Origin of the sequence: Kitasatospora sp. NPDC004669, from assembly GCF_040609455.1 — a bacterium.
GTDB lineage: Bacteria > Actinomycetota > Actinomycetes > Streptomycetales > Streptomycetaceae > Kitasatospora.
Map to the genome: position 1 here is coordinate 17,391 of NZ_JBEXKB010000077.1, position 20,062 is coordinate 37,452.

The window sequence follows — 20,062 nt, forward strand, 5'->3', positions numbered from 1 at the left end:
CTGCCTGAATGCACGGACACGAGTGGGACGCGACCGACGCCGCCGGCCTCGCACGTGGTGGCGCCTCCGCGCGCCCGGAGGGCCACCGCCTGGTCCCGCTCGCTACGGCCCTGCTGCAGAGCGACGGCCTGATCCTGCACTGGAGCGAGGACGCCGAGGCCCTGCTCGGCCACACCGCCGAGGAGGCCGTCGGCAGCTACGCCGCCCAGCTGCTCACCGACGAAGCCGACCGCCCCGAGATCCTCGGCCTGTTCCAGCGGATCATGTCCGGCGCCGGCACCTCCTTCGTCTTCCCGGTCCGCCACCGCGACGGCCACCGGGTCGAGCTGGAGTTCCGCACCTATCCGATAGCCGGCCCCAACGGCACCCTGCTGCTGCTCGCCACCGCCTCCGACACCCGCGCCCTGCACGAGGTCGAGGCCGACCTCGCGGTGCTGGACGGCATCTTCGGCCGCTCACCGATCGGCATGGCCGTCTACGACACCCAGCTGCGCTTCATCCGGATCAACGAGGCGCTCGCCCGGATGAACGGCGTCCCGGTCGCCGCCCACCTCGGCCGCCGGATATCCGCCGTCCTGCCCGGCATCAACACCGTCGAGATCGAGCAGACCATGAGACAGGTCCTCAAGAGCGGCAAACCCGTCGTCGACGCCCGCTCGCACGGCCGTGTCCCCGGCGACCCCAAGCGGGACCAGGCCTGGTCCGCCTCCTACTTCCGGCTGGAGGACTCCACCGGTCGGGTCTTCGGCGTCGCCTCGTCGATCATCGACGTCACCGAGCGCTTCCAGGCCGAGGCCCGCGCCGCCCGCGCCCAGGAACGCCTCGCCACCATCGCCGAGGCCACCGCCCGGATCGGCACCACCCTCGACCTGCAGCGCACCGCCGAGGAGCTGATCGAGGCCGTCGTCCCCCGGTTCGCGGACTTCGCCACCGTCGACCTGCTGGAGCCGGTGCTGCGCGGCGCCGAGCCCACCCAGATCCCCACCGACCGGCCGGTCACGCTGCGCGCGGTCGCGGTCGGCGAGTCCTACGAGACCGGCCTCGCGCACGCCGTCGACGTCGTCGGTGAGACCTCCGAGTACGCCCCCGACCGCAGCTACACCCAGTGCCTGCGCATCGGGCGGCCGCTGCTGCGCGCCCACGTGGACGAGGAGGTGCTGCGCGGACTGGTGTCCAGCGAGGACCGGGTCGCCCCCGGGATGGCGGCCGGCATCCACTCGTACCTGATGGTGCCGATCACCGCCCGGGGCATGGTGCTCGGCGGCTCCGAGTTCATCCGGATGCGCAACCCCGAGCCGTTCACCGACGCCGACGTCGCGCTCGCCGAGGAACTGGTCGCCCGCACCGCGCTGGCGCTCGACAACGCCCGGCTCTACCGCCGCGAGCGGGAGACCGCGCTCACCCTGCAGCGCAGCCTGCTGCCGCAGGAGATCCACCGCACCCTCGGCCTGGAGATCGCCTACCGCTACCTGCCCAGCAGCGTGGTCAGCGAGGTCGGCGGCGACTGGTTCGACGTGGTGCCGCTGTCCTGCGGCCGGGTCGCCCTGGTGGTCGGCGACGTGATGGGCCACGGCATCCGGGCCGCCGCCACGATGGGCCAGCTGCGTACCGTCGCCCGCACCCTGGCCACCCTGGACATGCCGCCCGAGCAGGTCCTGACCCGACTGGACGAGACCGCCTCGGGCATCGGCGAGGGCCAGTTCGCCACCTGCATCTGCGCGGTCTACGACCCGCTGGAGCGCACCGTCCAGGTCGCCTCGGCCGGGCACCTGCCGCCGGTGTGGGTCGGCACCGACGGCACCGCCCGCAGGATCGAGGTGCCGCCCGGCGTACCGCTGGGTGTCGGCGGGGTCGCCTTCGAGTCGATCGGGTTCACCCTCCCCGAGGGCGGCATGCTCGCCCTCTACACCGACGGCCTGGTCGAGCGGCGCGGCCAGGACCTGGACGACGGCATCGACCTGCTCGCCCGGACCCTCTCCGAGAGCGGCCGGACGCTGGAGGAGAGCTGCGACGCCGTGCTCGGCGCGCTGGTCACCGACGGCACCGAGGACGACATCGCGATGATCATGGCGCGGGCGCTGCCGGTGGCCGCCGACCGGATCGCCACCCTCCCGCTCGCCGGCGGCGGCAAGCTGCCCGGCAAGGCCCGCCGCTTCACCCGCGTCACCCTGGACGGCTGGGGCCTGACCGCGGTCTCCGACTACGCCGAACTGCTGGTCAGCGAGCTGGTCACGAACGCCCTGCTGCACGCCGAGGCACCGCGCCGACTGCGGCTGTTCCGCGACCGGGTGCTCACCATCGAGGTCTCCGACGCCGGCGGCCAGACCCCCCAGCTGCGCCCCTTCGCCGAGCAGGACGAGGGCGGGCGCGGAATGTTCCTGGTCAGCGAGATGGCCCAGCGGTGGGGCAGTCGGCTCACCCGGGACGGCAAGGTGGTCTGGGCCGAGCTGGAACTGCCCTTCGGGGTGGCGTAGGACTTCCCCGGGATCCCGAGGAACGGGTGTTCCGCATGCGAGAACGGCCGTTCCGAGTGGGAACGGCCGTTCTTGTCGGTGTTGCTAGGCGTCGACCTTCTGCGGCTCGGTGACCTCGACCGGCTCGGCCGCCGTCGGGGCGGACGGCCCGCGCAGCAGTCGCCAGGCCAGCCCGGCCGCACCGACCAGCAGCACCCCGGCGACCAGCCCGGCGCTGTTCATGCCGTGCACGAAGGCGTCCTCGGCGCTCGCCAGCAGCGGCCGGGCCACCTCCGCCGGCAGCCCGTGCGCCGCCTCCACCGCCGAGCCCAGCGACTCGCCGGCCCGGGCGGCGGTCTCCGCGGAGGCCCCGGCCGGGACGGACAGCCCGTTCGCGTAGATCGAGCCGACCACCGAGCCGACCAGCGCGATGCCGAGCGCGGTGCCCAGCTCGTACGCCGTCTCGGAGACCGCCGAGGCGGCGCCGGCCTTGTCGGCGGGCGCGGCGCTCAGCACCAGGTCGGCGCCGAGCGTGTAGACCACGCCCTCGGCGGTCCCGGTCACCAGGAAGGAGACGGCCAGCAGCAGGTAGGTGGTGTCCTGCTGGAACCAGCCCAGCGTGCCCGCGGCGAGGCCCATGGCGAGCAGACTGACCGTCAGCGCCTTGCGGGCGCCGAAGCGCCGGGCGGCCCGGGCGGTCAGCAGACCGCCGACCACCGAGCCGGCGAAGGCCGGCAGCTCCGCCAGGCCCGCCTGGAGCGGTTCGTAGCCGCGGACCAGCTGGAGGTACTGGGAGACCACGAAGATCACGCCGCTCAGGCCCACCAGGGAGATCAGCGAGGCCGTGACGGGCGCGGTGAACCGCCGGTCGCGGAACAGCCGGACGTCCAGCAGCGGGGTCTCCAGCCACAGCTGGCGGCGGACGAACGCGGTGAGCGCGGCGGCGCCCAGCACGAAGGTGACCGGGACGTCCCAGCGGGCGAGGCCGTGGGCCGCACCCTCCTTGACCGCGTACACCACGCCGATCACGCCGGTCATCGACAGCGCCACGCTCAGCACGTCCCAGCGGCCCGGCTCCGGGTTCCTGGACTCCGGCAGCAGCCAGGCGCCGAAGACCAGCAGCAGGAGCAGTACCGGGATGTTCAGCAGGAACACCGAACCCCACCAGAAGTGCTCCAGCAGCGCGCCGCCGACCACCGGCCCGAGCGCGGCACCGGCGGTGGCGGCCGCGCCCCAGACGCCGATCGCGGTGGCCCGTTCCCGGTCGTCCGGGAACAGGCTGCGGATCAGCGACAGGGTGGAGGGCATGATCGTCGCCCCGGCGACGCCGAGCAGCGCGCGGGCCAGGATCAGCCAGCCCGGACTCGGCGCGTAGGCGGCCAGCAGCGAGGCGGCGCCGAAGGCGGTGGCGCCGGACAGCAGCAGCTTCTTGCGGCCGATGCGGTCGCTCAGCGCGCCCATGCTGACCAGCAGGCCGGCCAGGACGAAGGAGTAGGAGTCGCCGATCCAGAGCAGCTGGGTGCCGCTGGGGCGCAGCGTCTCGCTGATGGAGGGGATGGCGAGGGACAGCACGGTCGCGTCCAGGGCGACCACGGTGACGGCCAGCACCAGGACGGCGAGGCCGGTCCAGCGCTGACGGGTGGTCGAGATGTGCGGAGCGTTCCTGCTCATGGGGTATCGGTTTCCGGTTTCCGGTCCGAGGTGCTGTGGGTCGGGCCAACGGGGATGGGAGCCGTGGGGGCAGGGGTGCTCGGGCGGCGCAGCGCGCCGCCGAGGAAGAGCTCGGCGAGCGAGAAGGCGGCCTCGCGCGGGGCGAGCCGACCGTCCTGGATGGCCCAGCCGATCCCGGCCACCAGGTCGAAGAAGGCCTCGCTCAGCCAGGCGGCACTCAGCTCGATCCGGAAGACGCCCTGCTGCTGCCCGCGCAGGAAGAGCGCGTGCAGCCGGGCGATCTGGACCTCCCAGAGGTCGTTGATGTCGTCGTGGTCGTAGAGCTGGTTCTCGCCGGCCAGGAAGGCGCAGAGCATGGCGTCCGGGACGGAGGCGTCCACCAGCCGGCGCAGCGCCGCCTCGGTGTCGCCGTCCTCGATCGCGGCGGTGTCCAGGGCGGCGGCGAAGCGCTCCAGGCCGAGCCGGCCGACGTCGCGGATCAGCGCCTCGCGCCCCGGGAACAGCCGGTGCAGGGTGGCGCGGCTGATGCCGGCCGCGCGGGCGATCTCGTCCATGTGGGCGGTGGGTCGGCGGGAGAGCACGCCGACGGCGGCTTCGAGGACGGTGTCGCGGTCGGTGGCCATGGATCGAGTCTAGACGAAGTGAGACACAGATGTCTCAAAATTACTTCCTAGGTCTCAGGTGATCCGCTGGCGCTCCGTGTCCGGGCAGCAAAAAACCGGGGACGGCGGGTGTGCCGTCCCCGGTCGGGGCGCTGGTGGCCGTGCGGCCGGTTCAGCTCTGGTCGTGTGGCTCAGCTCTGGTTGTAGAAGCCGGTCTCGTCGAGCGGGCGGTCGATCACCATGACCTCGACGTCGGCCGGGGTGAGCAGGAAGACCCGGCGGGCGATCCGCTCGATGCCGCCCCGGGTGCCGAAGATCAGACCGGAGGCGAAGTCGACCATGCGCTTGGCCTCCGCCTCCTCCATCTCGGTGAGGTCCATGACCACCGGGATGCTCGCCCGGATGTGCTCACCGACCGTGCGGGCCGCCTCGAAGCCCGTCGGCCGCAGGGAGACGATCTTCGCGGGCGCGGGGACGGCGGGCACCGTCTCCTCATCGACCCACTCGTCGTCGTACACCGCGGCCGGGTAGTTCCCCGAGGGCATCAGCCACCCGTTGTGGTGCTCGTCGCGAAGTGCTCCCATGCAGCGCCTCCCTGCCTCGTCCCGTCCTGGTCCCCCGGAGACGCGTGTCCTTCTTGACACGTCATCCACTCGTCGGAACTGTCCGAGTATCGCACTGTTCACCGGTCCCGTGCCCGCTCGCGACCCCCGTTCGAGTCGTGCCGCGCCGGAAACCCGGGCGGACCCGGGCAAAGAAATCGACGCGGCGCAGCTCCGTACGGTTGCGCGCGTAGACCATATCGGTAGCGGTCCGTGCTCAATTGACCTTCTGTCAACAATGCGGAAACGATTTCACTCGCCAGTTGCGCCGTCCACCAGTTCGCGCAACAAATCCGCGTGGCCGTTGTGCCGCGCGTACTCCTCGATCAGGTGGACGAGGATCCAGCGGAGCGTCACTTTCTCGCCGCGGCGCAGCCGCTTGCCGACGGTGTCCAGCGGCAGACCGGCCGAGGCGCGGCGGGCGGCCTCGATCTCGGCGCGCCAGGTGGCGAAGTCGGCGGCGACATCGGCGGTGTCGACGTGGTCGAAGTCGCCGTCCGGGTCCTGCTCGGTCCAGTAGTGGCCGGTGGCGACCGCCTCGCCGAGCAGGATGCCCTGGAACCAGTGCCGCTCCACCTCGGCCATGTGCCGGACCAGGCCGAGCAGGGAGAGCGTGGACGGCGGGACGGAGCGCAGCCGCAGCTGGTCGTCGGTCAGACCCTCGCACTTGAGGGCGAGCGTGCTGCGGTGGTAGTCGAGCCAGGCGGTGAGCATGGCGGCCTCGTCGGCGGCCATCGGCGGGTCCACCCGCGGGTCGAGTTCGGTCATGCCGGCCATCGTGGCCCCGGGCGGCTCGGCCGCGCGACCGATTTGTCAGCCGGCCTGCACTCGGCGGCGGGCGGCGGCCGCGCGCCACAGACCGACCAGGCTGCCGAGCACCAGCAGGGCGATCACCCCGGCGGAGACCAGGAAGGCCGCCGAGCCCGGCTGGTCCGCGCTGGCGGCGGCCGTCACGTAGACGGCCGTGGTCGGTACCACGCCGATCGCGGTGGCGAGGAGGAAGGGGAGGAAGCGCACCCCGGAGAAGGCGGCGCCGTAGTTGCCGGCCTGGAAGGGCAGGCCGGGGAGCAGCCGCAGCACCAGCACACTGCGGAAGCCCTGCTCGGTGAAGCGCTGGTCGAGGGCGCCGAGCACCTTGCCGCGCAGGTACGGCTTCAGCGCCTCCCGGCCGAGGCCCCGGCCCAGCGCGAAGGCCATGGCCGCGCCCAGGGTGGTGCCGAGCACGGCGAGCAGTACGCCCTGTTGGATGCCCAGCAGCAGACCGGCGACGGCGTTCAGCGCGGGGCGTGGGACGAAGGCGAGCGTGCCGACCGCGTAGACGAGGGTGAACAGCGGCGCGAACCAGTACCCGGGCATCCGGTCCGCCAGCCCGCCGGAGAGCAGGTCCGTCGGGCTCCACAGCAGCAGTGACCCGGCGCACGCCCCCAGCACCAGCACCAGCAGGCCGAACCGCCACCAGGGCGACCTGGCCGGTCGCTCGGCGGTGCTCTCGGCGGCGCTCGGCAGGGGGGACGTCGTCAGGGGTTCGGGCACGGCCCGAGCCTAACCGGTCCCCGGAGCGGCCCGGTCCGCCGGTCCGGTCCGGTCGTGCGGGCGGGGGCGGGCGGGGGCGTGCCGGTACGCGCAGGGGCGGGCAGGAACGGACGGTTCTCGGGGAATCGGTCGACGTCGATGATCACGATCGGCATGATGTCCGTCGGGGATCTTGATGCGGTCGCGTCGAGGGTGCCGGTGTCCGGCTGGACGCACGGTTGGGTGGGGCCGGCCACACTCCCCGCCCGAGCAGGGCTGATGCGGGCTCCGCGCGGTGCAGAGTGGAGAGCACCGACGGAAGGCGAGGAAGGGCCATGAGGCGACTGGGGGCGTGGGCGGCGGGGGTCGCGGTGGGGTTCTCACGGGCGTGCGTCGTCGCGGCCGTGACCCTGCTGGTCCCGGCCGTGTGGGCGGGCGCGGTGGCGCTGGGGATCTACTGGGGGCCGACCAACCCGTGGTCCTGGCTGCTGCCGCTGGTGGTGGTGTGCGCGGGCACGCTCGCGCTGTGCCGACCGGTGTGCCGGGCGGTGCGCGCCCTGGTCGCCCGGTGGGGCGGCGCCGTTCTCGACGCCGGATACCGGCAGGCCCCGCCGGTGATCCGGATGTCCACCGGGTTCTGGTGGAACGGCTTCACCTACGAGAAGACCCGCCGCGACGCCGTGATGGACCAGCACTGGCGGATCCGCTGGCGCGACCCCGCCAACCTGCGGGACCTGCGGTTCGTCGCGATCGCGCCGTTCACCGCGGGCCCGGTCGCCGCGCTGCCGCCGGCCGGGGCGGGCGCGGCCGTGGTCGGGCTCGGTCGGCCGGAGACGGCGGCCCGGCTGGTCGGGGCGCTCGGCGTGCTGCTGGCCGTCGGTTGCGCCCCGTACGCCTGGCGGGTGGTGACCCCGGTGGCCGTCCGCTTCCTGCGGCCCTCCTCGGCGATGGCGCTGGCGGAGCGGGTGGAGGAGCTGACCGCCCAGCGCGCGGACGCGACGGTCGCCCAGGCCGCCGAGATCCGCCGGATCGAGCGGGACCTGCACGACGGGGCGCAGGCCCGCCTGGTCGCGCTCGGGCTCTCGCTGGCCACCGCGCAGCGGCTGGTGGAACGCGACCCGGAGCGGGCCAAGGCGCTGATGCGGGACGCCCAGGCCGGGGCGAAGGCCTCGCTGGTCGAACTGCGGGAGCTGATCCAGGGGATCAGCCCGCCGGTGCTGACCGAACGTGGGTTGGTGGACGCGGTGCGCGCGCTCGCCCTGGACCTGCGCCTGAAGGTGACCGTCGAGGCCGAGGCTCCGGTGCGGGTGGACGCGCCGATCGAGTCCGCCGTCTACTTCGGGGTCGCCGAGCTGCTGACCAACGCCGTCAAGCACGGCCGGGCGACCCGGGCGGGCGTGACCTTCCGTCAGGACGAGCTCGGACTCGTCGTCGAGGTCGAGGACGACGGCTCGGGCGGCGTCCGGGAACGGCCCGGCGGCGGGCTCGCGGGCCTGCGCCGCCGCCTGGACGCCTTCGACGGTTCTTTGGAGATCACCAGTCCGCCCGGCGGACCGACCCACGTCAGGATGACGGTGCCATGCGAATCCTTGTAGCCGAAGACCTCTACCTGCTGCGCGAGGGGATGGTCCATCTGATCGAGGCGTGCGGGCACGAGGTGGTGGCCACCGCCTCCACCGGGCCCGAGACGCTGGCGGCGCTGCGGACCCACCGTCCGGACGCGTCCGTGGTCGACGTCCGGATGCCGCCGACCCAGTCCGACGAGGGCCTGCGGGCGGCGCTGGCCGCGCGCAAGGAGCTGCCCGGGCTGCCGGTCCTGATCCTCTCCCAGCACGTGGAGCAGCTGTACGCGCGGGAGTTGCTGGCGGACGGCTCCGGCGGGGTCGGCTACCTGCTGAAGGAGAGCGTGTTCGACGCCGACCAGTTCATCGGCTCGCTGGAGCGGGTCGCGGCCGGTGGGACGGCGATGGACCCGGCCGTCATCGCGAAGCTGCTGTCCGCGAGCCCGCCGGAGCGGGGGCTGAGCCAGCTCACCGCGCGCGAGTACGAGGTGCTGGGCCTGATGGCCGAGGGGCTGTCCAACCAGGCCATCGCCCGCCGGCTGTTCCTCAGCGACAGCGCGATCAGCAAGTACACCACCTCGATGTTCGGCAAGCTCGGCATCGCCGATGACGACGACACCAACCGCCGGGTCCGGGCGGTGCTCACCTATCTGAACCAGCCGTGAACCGCCGCTCTTCGCGCGGGAGTTGCCGATCGGCGTGATCGTCCCCAGACTGGGGTGACCTTGCGGAGGAGGGAGTGGCATCGTGTGGGCGTTCCTGGGGTTCTTCCTCGCCTCGGCGGCGTACCTGGTCGGAACGGCCCTGTGGTGCCGGTCCGTGCGGGCGCGGCTGTACCGGGTCGAGCGAAGCATCGCCGAAGTGGTCGAGCCTGAGCTCGACGTGCTCGAACTGGCGGCTGTGGCAGATCACTTGGCCCATCTGGTGCTGTTCCGGGAGTGCGAGCGCGGAGCCGTGAGCGCCAGCGCGACCGGTGTCCTGAGGGCCACCGCAGGGGCCGACGGGGAAGGCTTCCACGGGGCCGTGGTGGCGGCGATCGAGGCCCGGCCGGGTCGCGATCTGCTCACCGTGACGGAGGAGTTGAAGCGGCAGCCGGAGCTGAAGGCCGTTCAGCGGCGGCTCGCGGCGCGCGGGCTGGTCCGGGACGAGGAAATGCGCCACCGGCTCGACCGGGCGGTGCGGTGGGGGGACGGCTCCGCGTGGGTGACCGTGCCGCTCGCGGTGGTCAGCGTCGTCTGGGTGGCGGTGGAGCGCCAGAACGTCCTGTTCCCGCTGGGGGCGTTCGCGCTGCTGATCGGGGGCACGGTGGTGGTCTTCAACCGGACCTTCGCGCCCAGCGGGCGGCACCAGACGGCGCACGGCGACCGGCTGCTCCGCCTCGCCAGCGCCGACGACCGCTGGCAGGACGTCCAGGGCCAGGTCGCCCTGCGCGGGTATCACGGTCTGTCGGAGGAGCACGCGCTGCGTGTATCGCATCGCGCTTCGGCCGAGTGGCAGATCGTGGATCTGGGCCTGCGCGCGGCCGACGACCGCAATGGCGGCGGCGGAGTCTGAGCTCAGCCCTCGTCGGTCGCGGCCGGCCGCGGTCAGCGCCGCGTCGAAGGCCTCGACGGCGGTGCGGAGGGATCCTTTCCGGAAGCCCTTTCCGGTGACGTCGGGATCACATTCTCGGCGGCGGGACTCGGTTCGGCCCGGCGCAGCGCCCCGGCGCTCAGCAGCAGGGCGAAGGCGAGCAGGGTGACCAGCCCGAAGGAGACGGTCAGCGAGGTGGCCTGGGCGAGGGCGCCGATCACGGCGGGGGCGATCAGGCCGGAGGTGTAGGTGACGGTGGCGACGCCCGCGATGGCCTGGCTGGGGTTGCCGCCGATCCGGCCGGCGGCCGCGAAGGCGAGCGGGACGATCACCGCGACGCCGACGCCGATCAGCGCGAAGCCCGGGATGGCCACCGCCGGGTGGTGGGCGGCCACCACCAGCACCCCTCCGACGGTGGCGATCGCCCCGCCCAGCCGGGTGGTGCGGACGGCGCCGAGCCGGCGGATCACCGCGTCCCCGGCGAGCCGGCTGACCGCCATGGTGAGCGAGAAGGCGGTGTACGAGGCGGCGGCGACGGTGGCGGAGGCGCCGGTGATGTCGCGCAGGTAGACGCCGCTCCAGTCCATCGAGGCGCCCTCGCCGAACACCGCGCAGAAGCCGACCAGCCCGATCACCAGCGAGCTGCGCGGCGGCAGCGCGAAGTGCGGCGGCGCCTGCGCCTCCTCGGGCGCCCGCAGGTCGGGCAGGCCCCGGCAGACCGGCTGGGCGAGGGCGAGCAGGACCAGTGCGGTGACGGCCAGCTGGAGCCGGGCGTCGAGGTCGAGGTGGGCGGCCAGGATGCCGAAGCCGGAGGCCAGCAGGCCGCCCGCGCTCCACATCCCGTGCAGCCCGGACATGATCGAGCGCCCGAGCCGCTGCTCGACCTCCACGCCCTGCGCGTTCATCGCGACGTCCGCCGTGCCCGCCGTGGCGCCGTACGCCAGCAGCACCGCGCACAGTGTCGGCAGCGAGGGGGCGAGCGCGGGCAGGGTCAGGGCCAGGCACCAGAGCGAGATCAGCCCGCGCACCGCCGCCCGGCCGCCGTAGCGGTGGACGAAGCGCCCGGCCAGCGGCATCGCGAGGGAGGAGCCGACGGCGGGCATGACGAGTGCCAGGCCGAGCTGGCCGGGGGAGAGGTCCAGCCGGTGCTGGATCCACGGGATGCGGGTGACGAAGGTGCCGCCGACGGCGCCGTGCACGGCGAAGACCAGCGCGATGCTCGTCCGGGCCCGGCGCGGGGCGGCGAGTGGTTCGAGTGTCCTGGCGGTCATGCGGCATTCCCTCCCGGTCGCGCGTGGTGGGGCGCGACGGTGCCCTGTGGGTGGTCTACGTGCAGGCCGATCGGTCCGCGTGGCGGATGCGGCCGTCCGGCGGATGGTTCGATAAATTATCAGGAAGGGACCCTGATAGAAACACTCTGGAAGGATGAGCTGCCATGACCACCGCGCGTACGGCCACGCCGAGCACCGCCCGGGCCATCAACGACCGGTTGGCGCTCAACCTCCTACTCGAACAGGGCCCCCTGACCGCGACCGAGCTGCGCGACCTCACCGGCCTGTCCCGGCCGACCGTCGCCGACCTGCTCGACCGCCTCCAGCGCACCGGCCTGGTCGCCGTCGTCGGCGAACGCGGCGAGCAGCGGCGCGGCCCCAACGCCCGGGTCTACGCGCTGGTCGCCTCCCGGGCCCACATCGCCGCCTTCGACGTCCGCTCCGGCGGCGTCAGCCTGGTCGTCGCCGACCTGGCCGGGCGCACCCTCGCCACCGCCGAGGTCCCGGTCGAGGGCAACGGCACGCCCGACACCGCCGGGGCGATCGTCGCCACCCTGCTGGAGAGCGCGCGCGGCGCCGGCGTCGAGTGGCTGCACACCGTCGCGGTCGGCGCCCCCGGCCTGGTCGACCCCGCTACCGGTCGCCTGCACAGCACCGGCAAGCTCCCCCGCTGGCACGCCGAACTCCTCGCCGCACTGCGGGAGTTGCCCGGCACCGAGGTGATCCTGGAGAACGAGGTCAACCTGGCCGGCCGGGCCGAGTACCGGGTCGGCGCCGCCCGGGAGCGCAACACCTTCGTGCTGATGTGGCTCGGCCACAGCGTCGGCGCCGCCGTCATCCTGGACGGGCGGCTGCGCCGCGGCTTCTCCGGCGGCAGCGGCGAGATCTGCTTCCTGCCCGTCCCCGGCACCGCCGGCCTGCCCAGCGCCGACAGCTGTGAGGGCGGCTTCCACGGCCTGGTCGGCAGCGCCGCGATCTGCGAACTCGCCCGCGCCCACGGGCTGCCCGCCGACCCGGCCGGGGACGCCGGCGCCGCCGAGGCCGCCGTGCGCGCCGCGCTCGCCGCCGAGGTCAAGGGCGAACCGTTCCTGGACGAGCTGGCCGAGCGGATCGCGCTCGGCGCGGCGAGCGTCTGCGTGGTGCTCGACCCCGGCTGCGTGGTGCTCGGCGGCGAGATCGGCCGGGCCGGCGGCGCCGAGCTGGCCGGACGGGTAGAACGGCGGCTCGCCGGATTCTCCCCGCTGCGCACCGAGGTGCTGGCCGGCACGGCGGGCGGCGGCGCGGTGCTCGCCGGGGCCGTCCTCACCGCGGGGGACGCGGTCAGACGGGACCTGTTCGGCGAGTCGTAGGAGTTTCCCCTCGGTGTCCCCGGTACGGCAGGATGGCGGCGGGGGCGCGTACCTCCGTACCTCGAACCACCGTCAGGAGTCGCACATGGGCCAGCCCGAGGCGCCGGTCAACCCGTACCGCATCGGCGAGGCCGCGGCGCTGCTCGGCGTCAGCGCGGACACCATGCGGCGCTGGGTGGACGCCGGGAAGGTCGCCGCCGTGCGGGACGAGCACGGGCACCGGATCATCCCCGGCGCCGACCTCGCCGCCTTCGCCCGCGAGCTGGCCCGGCCGGAGATGGCCGAGGCGGAGGGGCGGCCGTCCTCGGCCCGCAACCGCTTCCCCGGGATCGTCACCGACGTGGTGCTCGGCGATGTGGCCGCCCAGGTGGAGGTGCAGGCCGGGCCGTTCCGGGTGGTGTCGCTGATCAGCCGGGAGTCGGCGGAGGAACTGAACCTGGTCCCCGGCGCACCGGCCACGGCGGTCATCAAGTCGACCAATGTCATGATCGAACGGCGCTAGCCCCTCCTCACCGATCCCCACCGACGACGAGTTCCGACCGAGAGGCCCGGATGCCCCCTTCGCACCTGCCGACCACCCAGGCCGCCGTGCCGGCGAGCGAGGCGGTGGCTACCCGCCCCGCCCCCGCCGACCGCCGCCCGGTGCTCGCCGTCGCCCACCGCGGCGACCCGTACCGGTACCGCGAGAACACCCTGCCCTCCGTCGAGTCCGCACTCGCCGCCGGGGCCGACGCCGTCGAGGTGGACGTCCAGCTCACCCGCGACAAGGTGCCCGTGCTGCTGCACGACCGCACCCTGGAGCGGCTCTGGGGCGACCCGCGCTCCATCGAGCGGGTCACCGTCGAGCAGTTGGACGCGTTGCGCCACGGCGACCTGGCGATCCCCACCCTCGCCGAGGCGATCAAGGCCGTCGCGGCCGCGAACGGCCCCCGGCTGCTGATCGACCTGGACGAGCCCGGCCCGGTCGCCGCCACCTGGTCCGTCGTCACCGGGCTCGGCGCCGAACGGCAGGTCGCCTTCTGCGGCCCCGTCGCCGCCATGCTGGCCGTACGCGAGCTCGCCCCGGACGCCTCGATCGCGCTCACCTGGAAGCAACCCCGGATGCCCGCGCCCGCCCTGCTCAAGGACCTGCGCCCGACCTTCCTCAACCCGCCGTTCGGCCTGGTCACCCCCGAGTTCGTGGACGCCGCGGCCGACTCCGGACTCGCCGTCTCCACCTGGACGGCCGATCTGCGCCGCACCATGCGCCGGCTGCGCGACACCGGGGTCGCCTCCATCACCACCAACCGGATCTCCCTGCTGCGCTCGGTGCTGGACGGCCGCCGGTGACGGTGCTCAGCACCCGGGCGCTCGGCCGGGCCCTGCTGGCCCGTCAGCACCTCCTCGCCCGGACCGACCTGGAACCCGCCGCGCTGGTCCACCACCTCGGCGGACTCCAGGCCCAGGCCGTACCCCAGCCGCCCTACCTCGGGCTGCTCGCCCGGCTGGACGGCTTCTCCCCGGAGCAGCTCACCACGCTCATCGAGCAGCGCGCGGTGGTGCGGATCGCCCTCCAGCGCGGCACCATCCACCTGGTCACCGCCGAGGACTGCCGTACCCTGCGCCCGCTCCTCCAGCCCGTTCTGGACCAGGCGCTGCGCACCACCTACGGCAAGCGGCTCGCCGGGCTGGACCTGACCGCGCTGGCCGCCGAGGCCCGGGCACTGGTGGAGGAGGGACCGCGCACCTTCCAGCAGCTCGGCGCGCTGCTGGCCGCAGGCCGTCCCGACCGGGACCCGGCCGCGCTCGCCCAGGCGGCCCGGTGTCTGCTGCCGTTGGTCCAGGTGCCGCCGCGCGGCCTGTGGGGGCGCAGCGGCCCGGCCGCGCACACCACCGCCGAGGCCTGGCTCGGCCGCCCGATGGACCCCTCGCCCTCGCCGGACGACCTGGTGCTGCGCTACCTCGCGGCCTTCGGCCCGGCCGGCGCCGCCGACCTGAGGAAGTGGTGCGGCCTCACCGGGCTCGGCCCGGTGCTGCGGCGGCTCGCGCCGCGGCTGCTGACCTTCCGCGACGAGCAGGGCCGGCCGCTGTACGACCTCCCGGAGGCGCCCCGGCCGGAGCCGGACGTCCCGGCGCCGGTGCGGCTGGTGGCGCCCTTCGACAACCTGCTGCTCTCGCACGCCGACCGCAGCCGGGTGCTGCCGGAGGAGTACAAGGGGCGGGTGATGAGCCAGAACGGGATCGTGCTCGGCACCCTGCTGGTGGACGGGCTGGTCGCCGGGACGTGGCGGCTGACGGGGGAGCAGGAGGTCGTGGTCCAGCCGTTCGTGCCGCTGGCGCGGGCCGACCGGGAGGCGGCGGAGGCCGAGGCGCGGCGGGTGCTGGCCTTCGCGGGCGAGGGCAGCGGGGCGGTACGGATCGAGGCGGTCGCGTAGCCGCACAACGGGCAGATCGTCAGATTCTCTGTTGAGATGGGGCGGTTCGGACTCAACGACGATCCCCGGCGGAGGCTGCCGTGTCCGTGGAGCGCCCGCCCGGAGGGCGGCCCGACCACCGCAGGCCGTATCTGATGCTGCCGCCTGCCGTGCGGAAGGCGGCGGCCTGGTCGGTGGCGGTGATCCTGCTGATCACCGTCGGCTCCCTGGTGGTCTTCGCGCTGGTCGAGCTGCGGGCGGCGACCGTGCCGTTCATCCTGGCGCTGCTCGGGGCCTCGCTGCTCCAGCCGGCGGTGCCCTGGCTGGTGCGCCGGGGCGTGGGCCGCAGCCTGGCGGCCGGGCTGACCTGCGTCGTGCTGGTCGTGGCGGTCGCCGGGGTGATCGTCCTGCTGGTCAACTCCCTGGTGCACAGCGCCCCGCAGATCGCCGCCTCGCTCCCGACGGCCGGCAGACGGCTGGCCGCCTGGCTGGGCCCGCTCGGGGGGAAGATCCAGCACGCCCTGGCCAACGCCAAGGGCGAGACCAACTCGTTGGTCTCGACGCTCACCAACGGCGTCCTCTCCGGCCTCGGCCTGCTCACCCAGCTGATCACCGGCGGGGTGCTGGCCCTGGCCCTGGTCTTCTTCTTCCTCCGCGACGGCCACCGCACCGGCGACGCCATCCGCTCCTACCTGCCCGGCCGCAGCGCCGAAACCGTGGTCGCCTGCGCCGACCGTGCCTTCCAGGCGATGGCCGGCTTCATGCGCGGCACCACCCTGATCGCCCTGATCGACGCCGGCTTCATCACCATCGGCCTCGCCGCGCTGGGCGTCCCCGGCGCACCCGGCCTCGGCGCGCTGGTCTTCATGGGAGCCTACATCCCCTTCGTGGGGGCGTTCCTCTCCGGCACGGTGGCGGTGCTGGTCGCCCTCGCCGACGGGGGCCTGGGAACGGCGCTGTGGGCGCTCGGCGTGGTGCTGACGGTCCAGATGATCGAGGGCAACATCCTGCAACCCGTCATCCAGAGCCGCACGGTGGAGCTCCATCCGGCCACGATCATGGTTGCCGTGGTGGCCGGCGCCGGTATCGCGGGCATCATCGGCGCCCTCCTCGCCGTCCCGGTCTGCGCGGCGGGCAGCGGAGTGATCTCGGTGCTCCGGGGGCTGGCGTCCGGCCGCGAATAAGCGGGTTGCCCTTGGAGGGGGGACGTGCGAGCATCACTAATGCGACGCCAGTCGCAATAGTGCATTAGGGGGTGTGGATGGAACTGTTCGAGGTGGCCGAGGCGGGGGCCGGGCCGTACGGGGTGGCCGTGGGGCCGGACGGGGGTGTGTGGTTCACGCTGGTGCATGCCGGGGAGGTCGGGCGGCTGTCGGCGGACGGCTCGGTCGAGCGGTTCGGGCTGGGGGCGCCGGAGTGTGGGCCTTCGGTGATCACCGTGGGGCCCGATGGGGCGTTGTGGTTCACCCGGATGCGGGACAACCGCATCGGGCGGGTCACGGTGGAGGGGGGCGTGCGCTCGTTCGCGGTGCCGACGGAGGACGCCGGACCGTACGGGATCGCCGCCGGGCCCGACGGGGCTTTGTGGTTCACCGAGTTGGGTGCCAACGGGGTGGGGCGGATCACCGTGGACGGGGAGGTGACGGAGTATCCGCTGCCGGTGGCCGGGGCGTTCCCGTCGATGATCGCCGCCGGGGCGGACGGGGCGCTGTGGTGCACGCTGAACCAGGCGGACGCCGTCGCCCGGGTGGGCGTCGAGGGTGAGGTGACCGTCCATCGGCTGCCCACCGGGGGCACCGCGCCGGTGGGGATCGCCGCCGGGGCGGACGGGGCGCTCTGGTACGTGGGGATCGGCGGCGGCCTGCTCGGACGGATCACGGTGGACGGGAAGGTGACCGAGTACCCGCTGGCCGACCGGGCCGCCAAGCCGCACGCGATCGCCGCCGACGGGGCCGGGCGGCTCTGGTTCACCGAGTGGGGCGCCGGCCGGATCGGGGTGCTGACCCCGGACGGGCGGCGGGACGGGTACCCGATCCCCGGCCCGGGCGCCGAGCCGCACGGGATCGCCGTCGGCCCGGACGGCGCGGTGTACGCGGCGCTGGAGCGCGGCCAGATCGCCCGGTTGGCGGGCTGAGCGGCCGTGCCCGGCCGGCGGGCGCGCCGCTCGCTGGGGCGCGCTCGGCGGCTCCCTGGCGGGAGGTCCCTGGCGGGAGGTCCCTGGCGGGATCCCGGTCGGGAGGTCCCTGGCGGGGCCCGGGAACTCGGGCCCAGCGGCCCCGGCCGGACGGGCCCAAGGGCCCTGGGGTGCGGAGGCGGTGCGTTCGGATCATGGATCGCCATCATTCGCACGACGTTCCGAAGGAGTGCGTCCTTGAGCGCCACCCAGGCACAGGGCGACCCCATAACCCCGCCAACGCCCGTACCGGAAGGGGGGGTTCGGTCCCGCCGACCCGGCTCGGCCCTGGTCAATCTGCTGACCACCACCGACCACAAGACGATCGGCACCATGTACCTGGTGTCCTCGTTCGCGTTCTTCCTGATCGGCGGCATCCTGGCCCTGGTCATGCGCGCCGAACTGGCTCGTCCCGGCACCCAGATCCTGTCGAACGAGCAGTACAACCAGGCCTTCACCATGCACGGCTCGATCATGCTGCTGCTGTTCGCGATGCCGCTGTTCACCGGCTTCGCGAACTGGATCATGCCGCTGCAGATCGGCGCCCCGGACGTGGCCTTCCCCCGGTTGAACGCCCTGGCCTACTGGCTGTTCATGGGCGGCTCGCTGATCGCCGCCGCCGGCTTCCTCACCCCGCAGGGTGCCGCCGACTTCGGCTGGTTCCTCTACGCGCCGCTGTCCGACGCCGTCCACTCCCCGGGCGTCGGCTCCGACATGTGGATCATGGGTGTGGCCCTGTCCGGCTTCGGCAGCATCTTCGGCGCGGTCAACTTCATCACCACCATCATCTGCATGCGCGCCCCCGGGCTGACCATGTTCCGGATGTCCATCTTCTGCTGGAACGTGCTGCTCACCTCGGTGCTGGTGCTGCTGGTCTTCCCGGTGCTGGCCGCCGCGCTGTTCGCCCTGGAGGCGGACCGCAAGTTCGGGGCCCACGTCTTCGACCCGGCCAACGGCGGGGCGATGCTCTGGCAACACCTGTTCTGGTTCTTCGGGCATCCAGAGGTGTACATCCTGGCGCTGCCGTTCTTCGGGATCGTCTCCGAGGTCATCCCGGTGTTCAGCCGCAAGCCGATGTTCGGCTACGCGGGCCTGATCGCCGCGACGGTGGCCATCGCGGGCCTGTCGGTGACCGTGTGGGCGCACCACATGTACGTCACCGGGCAGGTGTTGCTGCCGTTCTTCTCGTTCATGACCTTCCTGATCGCGGTCCCGACCGGGGTGAAGTTCTTCAACTGGGTCGGCACGATGTGGAAGGGCTCGCTGAGCTTCGAGACGCCGATGCTGTGGACGGTCGGCTTCCTGGTCACCTTCCTCTTCGGCGGTCTGACGGGTGTGCTGCTCGCGGCGCCGCCGATCGACTTCCACGTCTCCGACTCGTACTTCGTCGTCGCGCACTTCCACTACACGCTGTTCGGCACGGTGGTGTACGCGATGTTCGCCGGGTTCCACTTCTGGTGGCCCAAGATGACCGGCAAGATGCTGGACGAGCGGCTCGGCAGGATCACCTTCTGGACGCTCACCGTCGGCTTCCACGCGACCTTCCTGGTGCAGCACTGGCTGGGCGCCGAGGGCATGCCGCGCCGGTACGCCGACTACCTGGCCTCGGACGGCTTCACCACCCTGAACACCGTCTCCACCATCGGGTCCTTCCTGCTCGGGCTGTCGATCCTGCCGTTCCTCTACAACGTCTGGAAGACCGCCAAGTACGGCGAGAAGGTCACCGTGGACGACCCGTGGGGCTGGGGCCGCTCGCTGGAGTGGGCGACCTCCTGCCCGCCGCCGCGGCACAACTTCGTCAAGCTGCCGCGGATCCGTTCCGAATCCCCGGCCTTCGACCTGCACCACCCGGACATCGCGGCCCGGGACGTGCTGGTGCACACCGGGAAGCCGGCCAAGCACCTGGGCGACGTGGAGCCGGTGAAGTACGACCGGCCGCTGCCGCGGGCGGAGCGGGGGCGGGTGTCGTCCTCCTCTCCTTCGTCTTCCGCTGACGGCTGACGCCGTACCCCCTGGACGCCGTCCCCGCCCGCGTCGCTGCCCCCGGGCGGGCGGGGACGGCCCCGTGTCCCCCCTGCGTGAACCTCGCGTGATCTCCGTGAACCTCGCGTGATCTCCGCGATCTCCGCGCGATCCCCGTGCGATTAGGAAGGCCGGCCCGTGACCCACACCGTTCTCGCCATCGGCACCGCCGCCCTCACGGCCAGCGGCTGCGTCTGGTACCTGCCCGCCATCGCCGACCTCCAGGCCGGCGCCGACCGGCCCCGCTCCACCCGTACGGCCGCCGCGGCCTGCGTGATGTGGTGGGCGGGGCTGGCACTGGCGGGCGGGCTGCTGCTCGCCCTGTCCGACTGGCGGCCCGCCGCCCAGGTCGCCCTCACCGGGCTGGCCGGCGGCACGGCCCTGCGGATGCGGGCCCGGTGGGACCGGCGCGGCGAGCAGCGGGAGACCGCCGCCCGCTGGGCCGCCCTGGACGTCGGCCCGGCCCCGCACACGGGCCGCCCGGCCGCCGTGGCGCTGGCCGGCTGGCTGGTGGTCGGGGCGGCGGTCGCCTCGCTGGGGGCGGTGGCGATCCTGCTGTCCGGCGGGGGCGCGGTGGTGCCCAGGGTGGCGCTCGCGGCGGTCAGCGGCGCGGGGGTGGCGCTCGCGTTCCTGCTGGTGGGGCTGGGGAACGTCCGGCGGCAGGGACGCTGAGGGGGCGTCGTGCCTCCTCCGGGGCGCGCAACGCCTCGGGGAGGGTGGCGCGTACGGAGTCGGGGTGTACCAGGATGGCGGCGGGGGGTCTGTGTGGTACCCCCCGCGGCTGTTGGGTGCACCGACCCCCCCCGAATTGGGGCGGTGTGGGCGGGGCGCCTGGCTGGGGGGGGGGGGTGTTAGATAGGAAGAGGGGCGGGTTGGGGAA

At 73.6% G+C, this 20,062-nt stretch carries 18 protein-coding genes; 12 read left to right on the plus strand and 6 right to left on the minus strand.

Going from position 1 to position 20,062, the window contains the following annotated elements:
- Positions 1 to 8: 8 nt before the first annotated feature.
- On the plus strand, positions 9 to 2,474 hold the full coding sequence (locus ABZW30_RS39110; RefSeq protein WP_355676054.1) for a SpoIIE family protein phosphatase: 2,466 nt from the start codon (positions 9 to 11) through the stop codon (positions 2,472 to 2,474).
- Between the two features lie 84 nt (positions 2,475 to 2,558).
- Here ABZW30_RS39110 and ABZW30_RS39115 read toward each other — a convergent pair whose 3' ends face one another.
- From ABZW30_RS39115 to ABZW30_RS39135, 5 genes are all read right to left on the minus strand, one after another.
- Entirely contained in the window at positions 2,559 to 4,124 is a 1,566-nt protein-coding gene (locus ABZW30_RS39115; protein ID WP_355676055.1) for an MFS transporter, read from the minus strand.
- A complete protein-coding gene (locus tag ABZW30_RS39120; protein WP_355676056.1) occupies positions 4,121 to 4,747 on the minus strand; it encodes a TetR/AcrR family transcriptional regulator in 627 nt (208 codons plus the stop codon). Before ABZW30_RS39120 ends, ABZW30_RS39115 begins: the two co-directional genes overlap by 4 nt.
- A 170-nt stretch (positions 4,748 to 4,917) precedes the next feature.
- A complete protein-coding gene (locus ABZW30_RS39125; protein ID WP_355676057.1) occupies positions 4,918 to 5,310 on the minus strand; it encodes a cell division protein SepF in 393 nt (130 codons plus the stop codon).
- A 270-nt stretch (positions 5,311 to 5,580) separates the two neighbouring features.
- Positions 5,581 to 6,096, minus strand: a complete 516-nt coding sequence (locus ABZW30_RS39130; protein WP_355676058.1) for a DinB family protein — start codon at positions 6,094 to 6,096, stop codon at positions 5,581 to 5,583.
- 45 nt (positions 6,097 to 6,141) lie between these two features.
- Positions 6,142 to 6,861, minus strand: coding sequence for a VTT domain-containing protein (locus tag ABZW30_RS39135; RefSeq protein ID WP_355676059.1), 720 nt, complete (start codon positions 6,859 to 6,861; stop codon positions 6,142 to 6,144).
- A 314-nt stretch (positions 6,862 to 7,175) separates the two neighbouring features.
- Between ABZW30_RS39135 and ABZW30_RS39140 the strand changes: the two genes are divergently transcribed.
- The 3 genes from ABZW30_RS39140 to ABZW30_RS39150 all read left to right on the plus strand — a co-directional run bounded on the left by ABZW30_RS39140 (position 7,176) and on the right by ABZW30_RS39150 (position 9,956).
- Positions 7,176 to 8,435 carry a sensor histidine kinase gene (locus ABZW30_RS39140; protein WP_355676060.1) on the plus strand — a complete coding sequence of 420 codons (1,260 nt, stop codon included), beginning with the start codon at positions 7,176 to 7,178 and terminating at the stop codon, positions 8,433 to 8,435.
- Complete coding sequence (locus ABZW30_RS39145; RefSeq protein WP_355676061.1) at positions 8,420 to 9,067, plus strand: response regulator transcription factor; 648 nt, start codon at positions 8,420 to 8,422, stop codon at positions 9,065 to 9,067. The genes ABZW30_RS39140 and ABZW30_RS39145 overlap by 16 nt, the downstream gene beginning before the upstream one ends.
- A 154-nt stretch (positions 9,068 to 9,221) precedes the next feature.
- Complete coding sequence (locus tag ABZW30_RS39150) at positions 9,222 to 9,956, plus strand: hypothetical protein (RefSeq protein WP_355676062.1); 735 nt, start codon at positions 9,222 to 9,224, stop codon at positions 9,954 to 9,956.
- Positions 9,957 to 9,988: 32 nt separating this feature from the next.
- On the opposite strand, the gene ABZW30_RS39155 is transcribed toward ABZW30_RS39150, so the two are convergent.
- On the minus strand, positions 9,989 to 11,245 hold the full coding sequence (locus ABZW30_RS39155; RefSeq protein WP_355676063.1) for an MFS transporter: 1,257 nt from the start codon (positions 11,243 to 11,245) through the stop codon (positions 9,989 to 9,991).
- Between the two features lie 164 nt (positions 11,246 to 11,409).
- Between ABZW30_RS39155 and ABZW30_RS39160 the strand changes: the two genes are divergently transcribed.
- The 8 genes from ABZW30_RS39160 to ABZW30_RS39195 all read left to right on the plus strand — a co-directional run bounded on the left by ABZW30_RS39160 (position 11,410) and on the right by ABZW30_RS39195 (position 19,854).
- Positions 11,410 to 12,594, plus strand: coding sequence for an ROK family transcriptional regulator (locus tag ABZW30_RS39160; protein ID WP_355676064.1), 1,185 nt, complete (start codon positions 11,410 to 11,412; stop codon positions 12,592 to 12,594).
- 85 nt (positions 12,595 to 12,679) lie between these two features.
- Complete coding sequence (locus ABZW30_RS39165; protein ID WP_355676065.1) at positions 12,680 to 13,096, plus strand: TOBE domain-containing protein; 417 nt, start codon at positions 12,680 to 12,682, stop codon at positions 13,094 to 13,096.
- A 50-nt stretch (positions 13,097 to 13,146) separates the two neighbouring features.
- A complete protein-coding gene (locus tag ABZW30_RS39170) occupies positions 13,147 to 13,923 on the plus strand; it encodes a glycerophosphodiester phosphodiesterase (RefSeq protein WP_355676066.1) in 777 nt (258 codons plus the stop codon).
- Positions 13,920 to 15,008 carry a winged helix DNA-binding domain-containing protein gene (locus ABZW30_RS39175; protein ID WP_355676067.1) on the plus strand — a complete coding sequence of 363 codons (1,089 nt, stop codon included), beginning with the start codon at positions 13,920 to 13,922 and terminating at the stop codon, positions 15,006 to 15,008. The genes ABZW30_RS39170 and ABZW30_RS39175 overlap by 4 nt, the downstream gene beginning before the upstream one ends.
- An 80-nt stretch (positions 15,009 to 15,088) precedes the next feature.
- On the plus strand, positions 15,089 to 16,171 hold the full coding sequence (locus ABZW30_RS39180; protein WP_355676068.1) for an AI-2E family transporter: 1,083 nt from the start codon (positions 15,089 to 15,091) through the stop codon (positions 16,169 to 16,171).
- Positions 16,172 to 16,248: 77 nt separating this feature from the next.
- Complete coding sequence (locus ABZW30_RS39185; RefSeq protein ID WP_355676069.1) at positions 16,249 to 17,121, plus strand: virginiamycin B lyase; 873 nt, start codon at positions 16,249 to 16,251, stop codon at positions 17,119 to 17,121.
- A 327-nt stretch (positions 17,122 to 17,448) separates the two neighbouring features.
- Positions 17,449 to 19,161 carry a cytochrome c oxidase subunit I gene (ctaD, locus tag ABZW30_RS39190; RefSeq protein ID WP_355676071.1) on the plus strand — a complete coding sequence of 571 codons (1,713 nt, stop codon included), beginning with the start codon at positions 17,449 to 17,451 and terminating at the stop codon, positions 19,159 to 19,161.
- A gap of 159 nt (positions 19,162 to 19,320) precedes the next feature.
- Positions 19,321 to 19,854, plus strand: a complete 534-nt coding sequence (locus ABZW30_RS39195) for a hypothetical protein (protein ID WP_355676070.1) — start codon at positions 19,321 to 19,323, stop codon at positions 19,852 to 19,854.
- Positions 19,855 to 20,062 lie beyond the last annotated feature (208 nt).

Excerpts from the sequence above, each read along its gene's own strand:
- ABZW30_RS39170 (WP_355676066.1), top strand. The coding sequence starts at position 13,147 with ATGCCCCCTTCGCACCTGCCGACCACCCAGGCCGCCGTGCCGGCGAGC.
- ABZW30_RS39165 (WP_355676065.1), top strand. The coding sequence starts at position 12,680 with ATGGGCCAGCCCGAGGCGCCGGTCAACCCGTACCGCATCGGCGAGGCC.
- ABZW30_RS39185 (WP_355676069.1), top strand. The coding sequence starts at position 16,249 with ATGGAACTGTTCGAGGTGGCCGAGGCGGGGGCCGGGCCGTACGGGGTG.
- ABZW30_RS39130 (WP_355676058.1), bottom strand. The coding sequence starts at position 6,096 with ATGACCGAACTCGACCCGCGGGTGGACCCGCCGATGGCCGCCGACGAG.
- ABZW30_RS39120 (WP_355676056.1), bottom strand. The coding sequence starts at position 4,747 with ATGGCCACCGACCGCGACACCGTCCTCGAAGCCGCCGTCGGCGTGCTC.
- ABZW30_RS39115 (WP_355676055.1), bottom strand. The coding sequence starts at position 4,124 with ATGAGCAGGAACGCTCCGCACATCTCGACCACCCGTCAGCGCTGGACC.
- ABZW30_RS39145 (WP_355676061.1), top strand. The coding sequence starts at position 8,420 with ATGCGAATCCTTGTAGCCGAAGACCTCTACCTGCTGCGCGAGGGGATG.
- ABZW30_RS39110 (WP_355676054.1), top strand. The coding sequence starts at position 9 with ATGCACGGACACGAGTGGGACGCGACCGACGCCGCCGGCCTCGCACGT.
- ABZW30_RS39160 (WP_355676064.1), top strand. The coding sequence starts at position 11,410 with ATGACCACCGCGCGTACGGCCACGCCGAGCACCGCCCGGGCCATCAAC.
- ABZW30_RS39155 (WP_355676063.1), bottom strand. The coding sequence starts at position 11,245 with ATGACCGCCAGGACACTCGAACCACTCGCCGCCCCGCGCCGGGCCCGG.
- ABZW30_RS39140 (WP_355676060.1), top strand. The coding sequence starts at position 7,176 with ATGAGGCGACTGGGGGCGTGGGCGGCGGGGGTCGCGGTGGGGTTCTCA.
- ABZW30_RS39125 (WP_355676057.1), bottom strand. The coding sequence starts at position 5,310 with ATGGGAGCACTTCGCGACGAGCACCACAACGGGTGGCTGATGCCCTCG.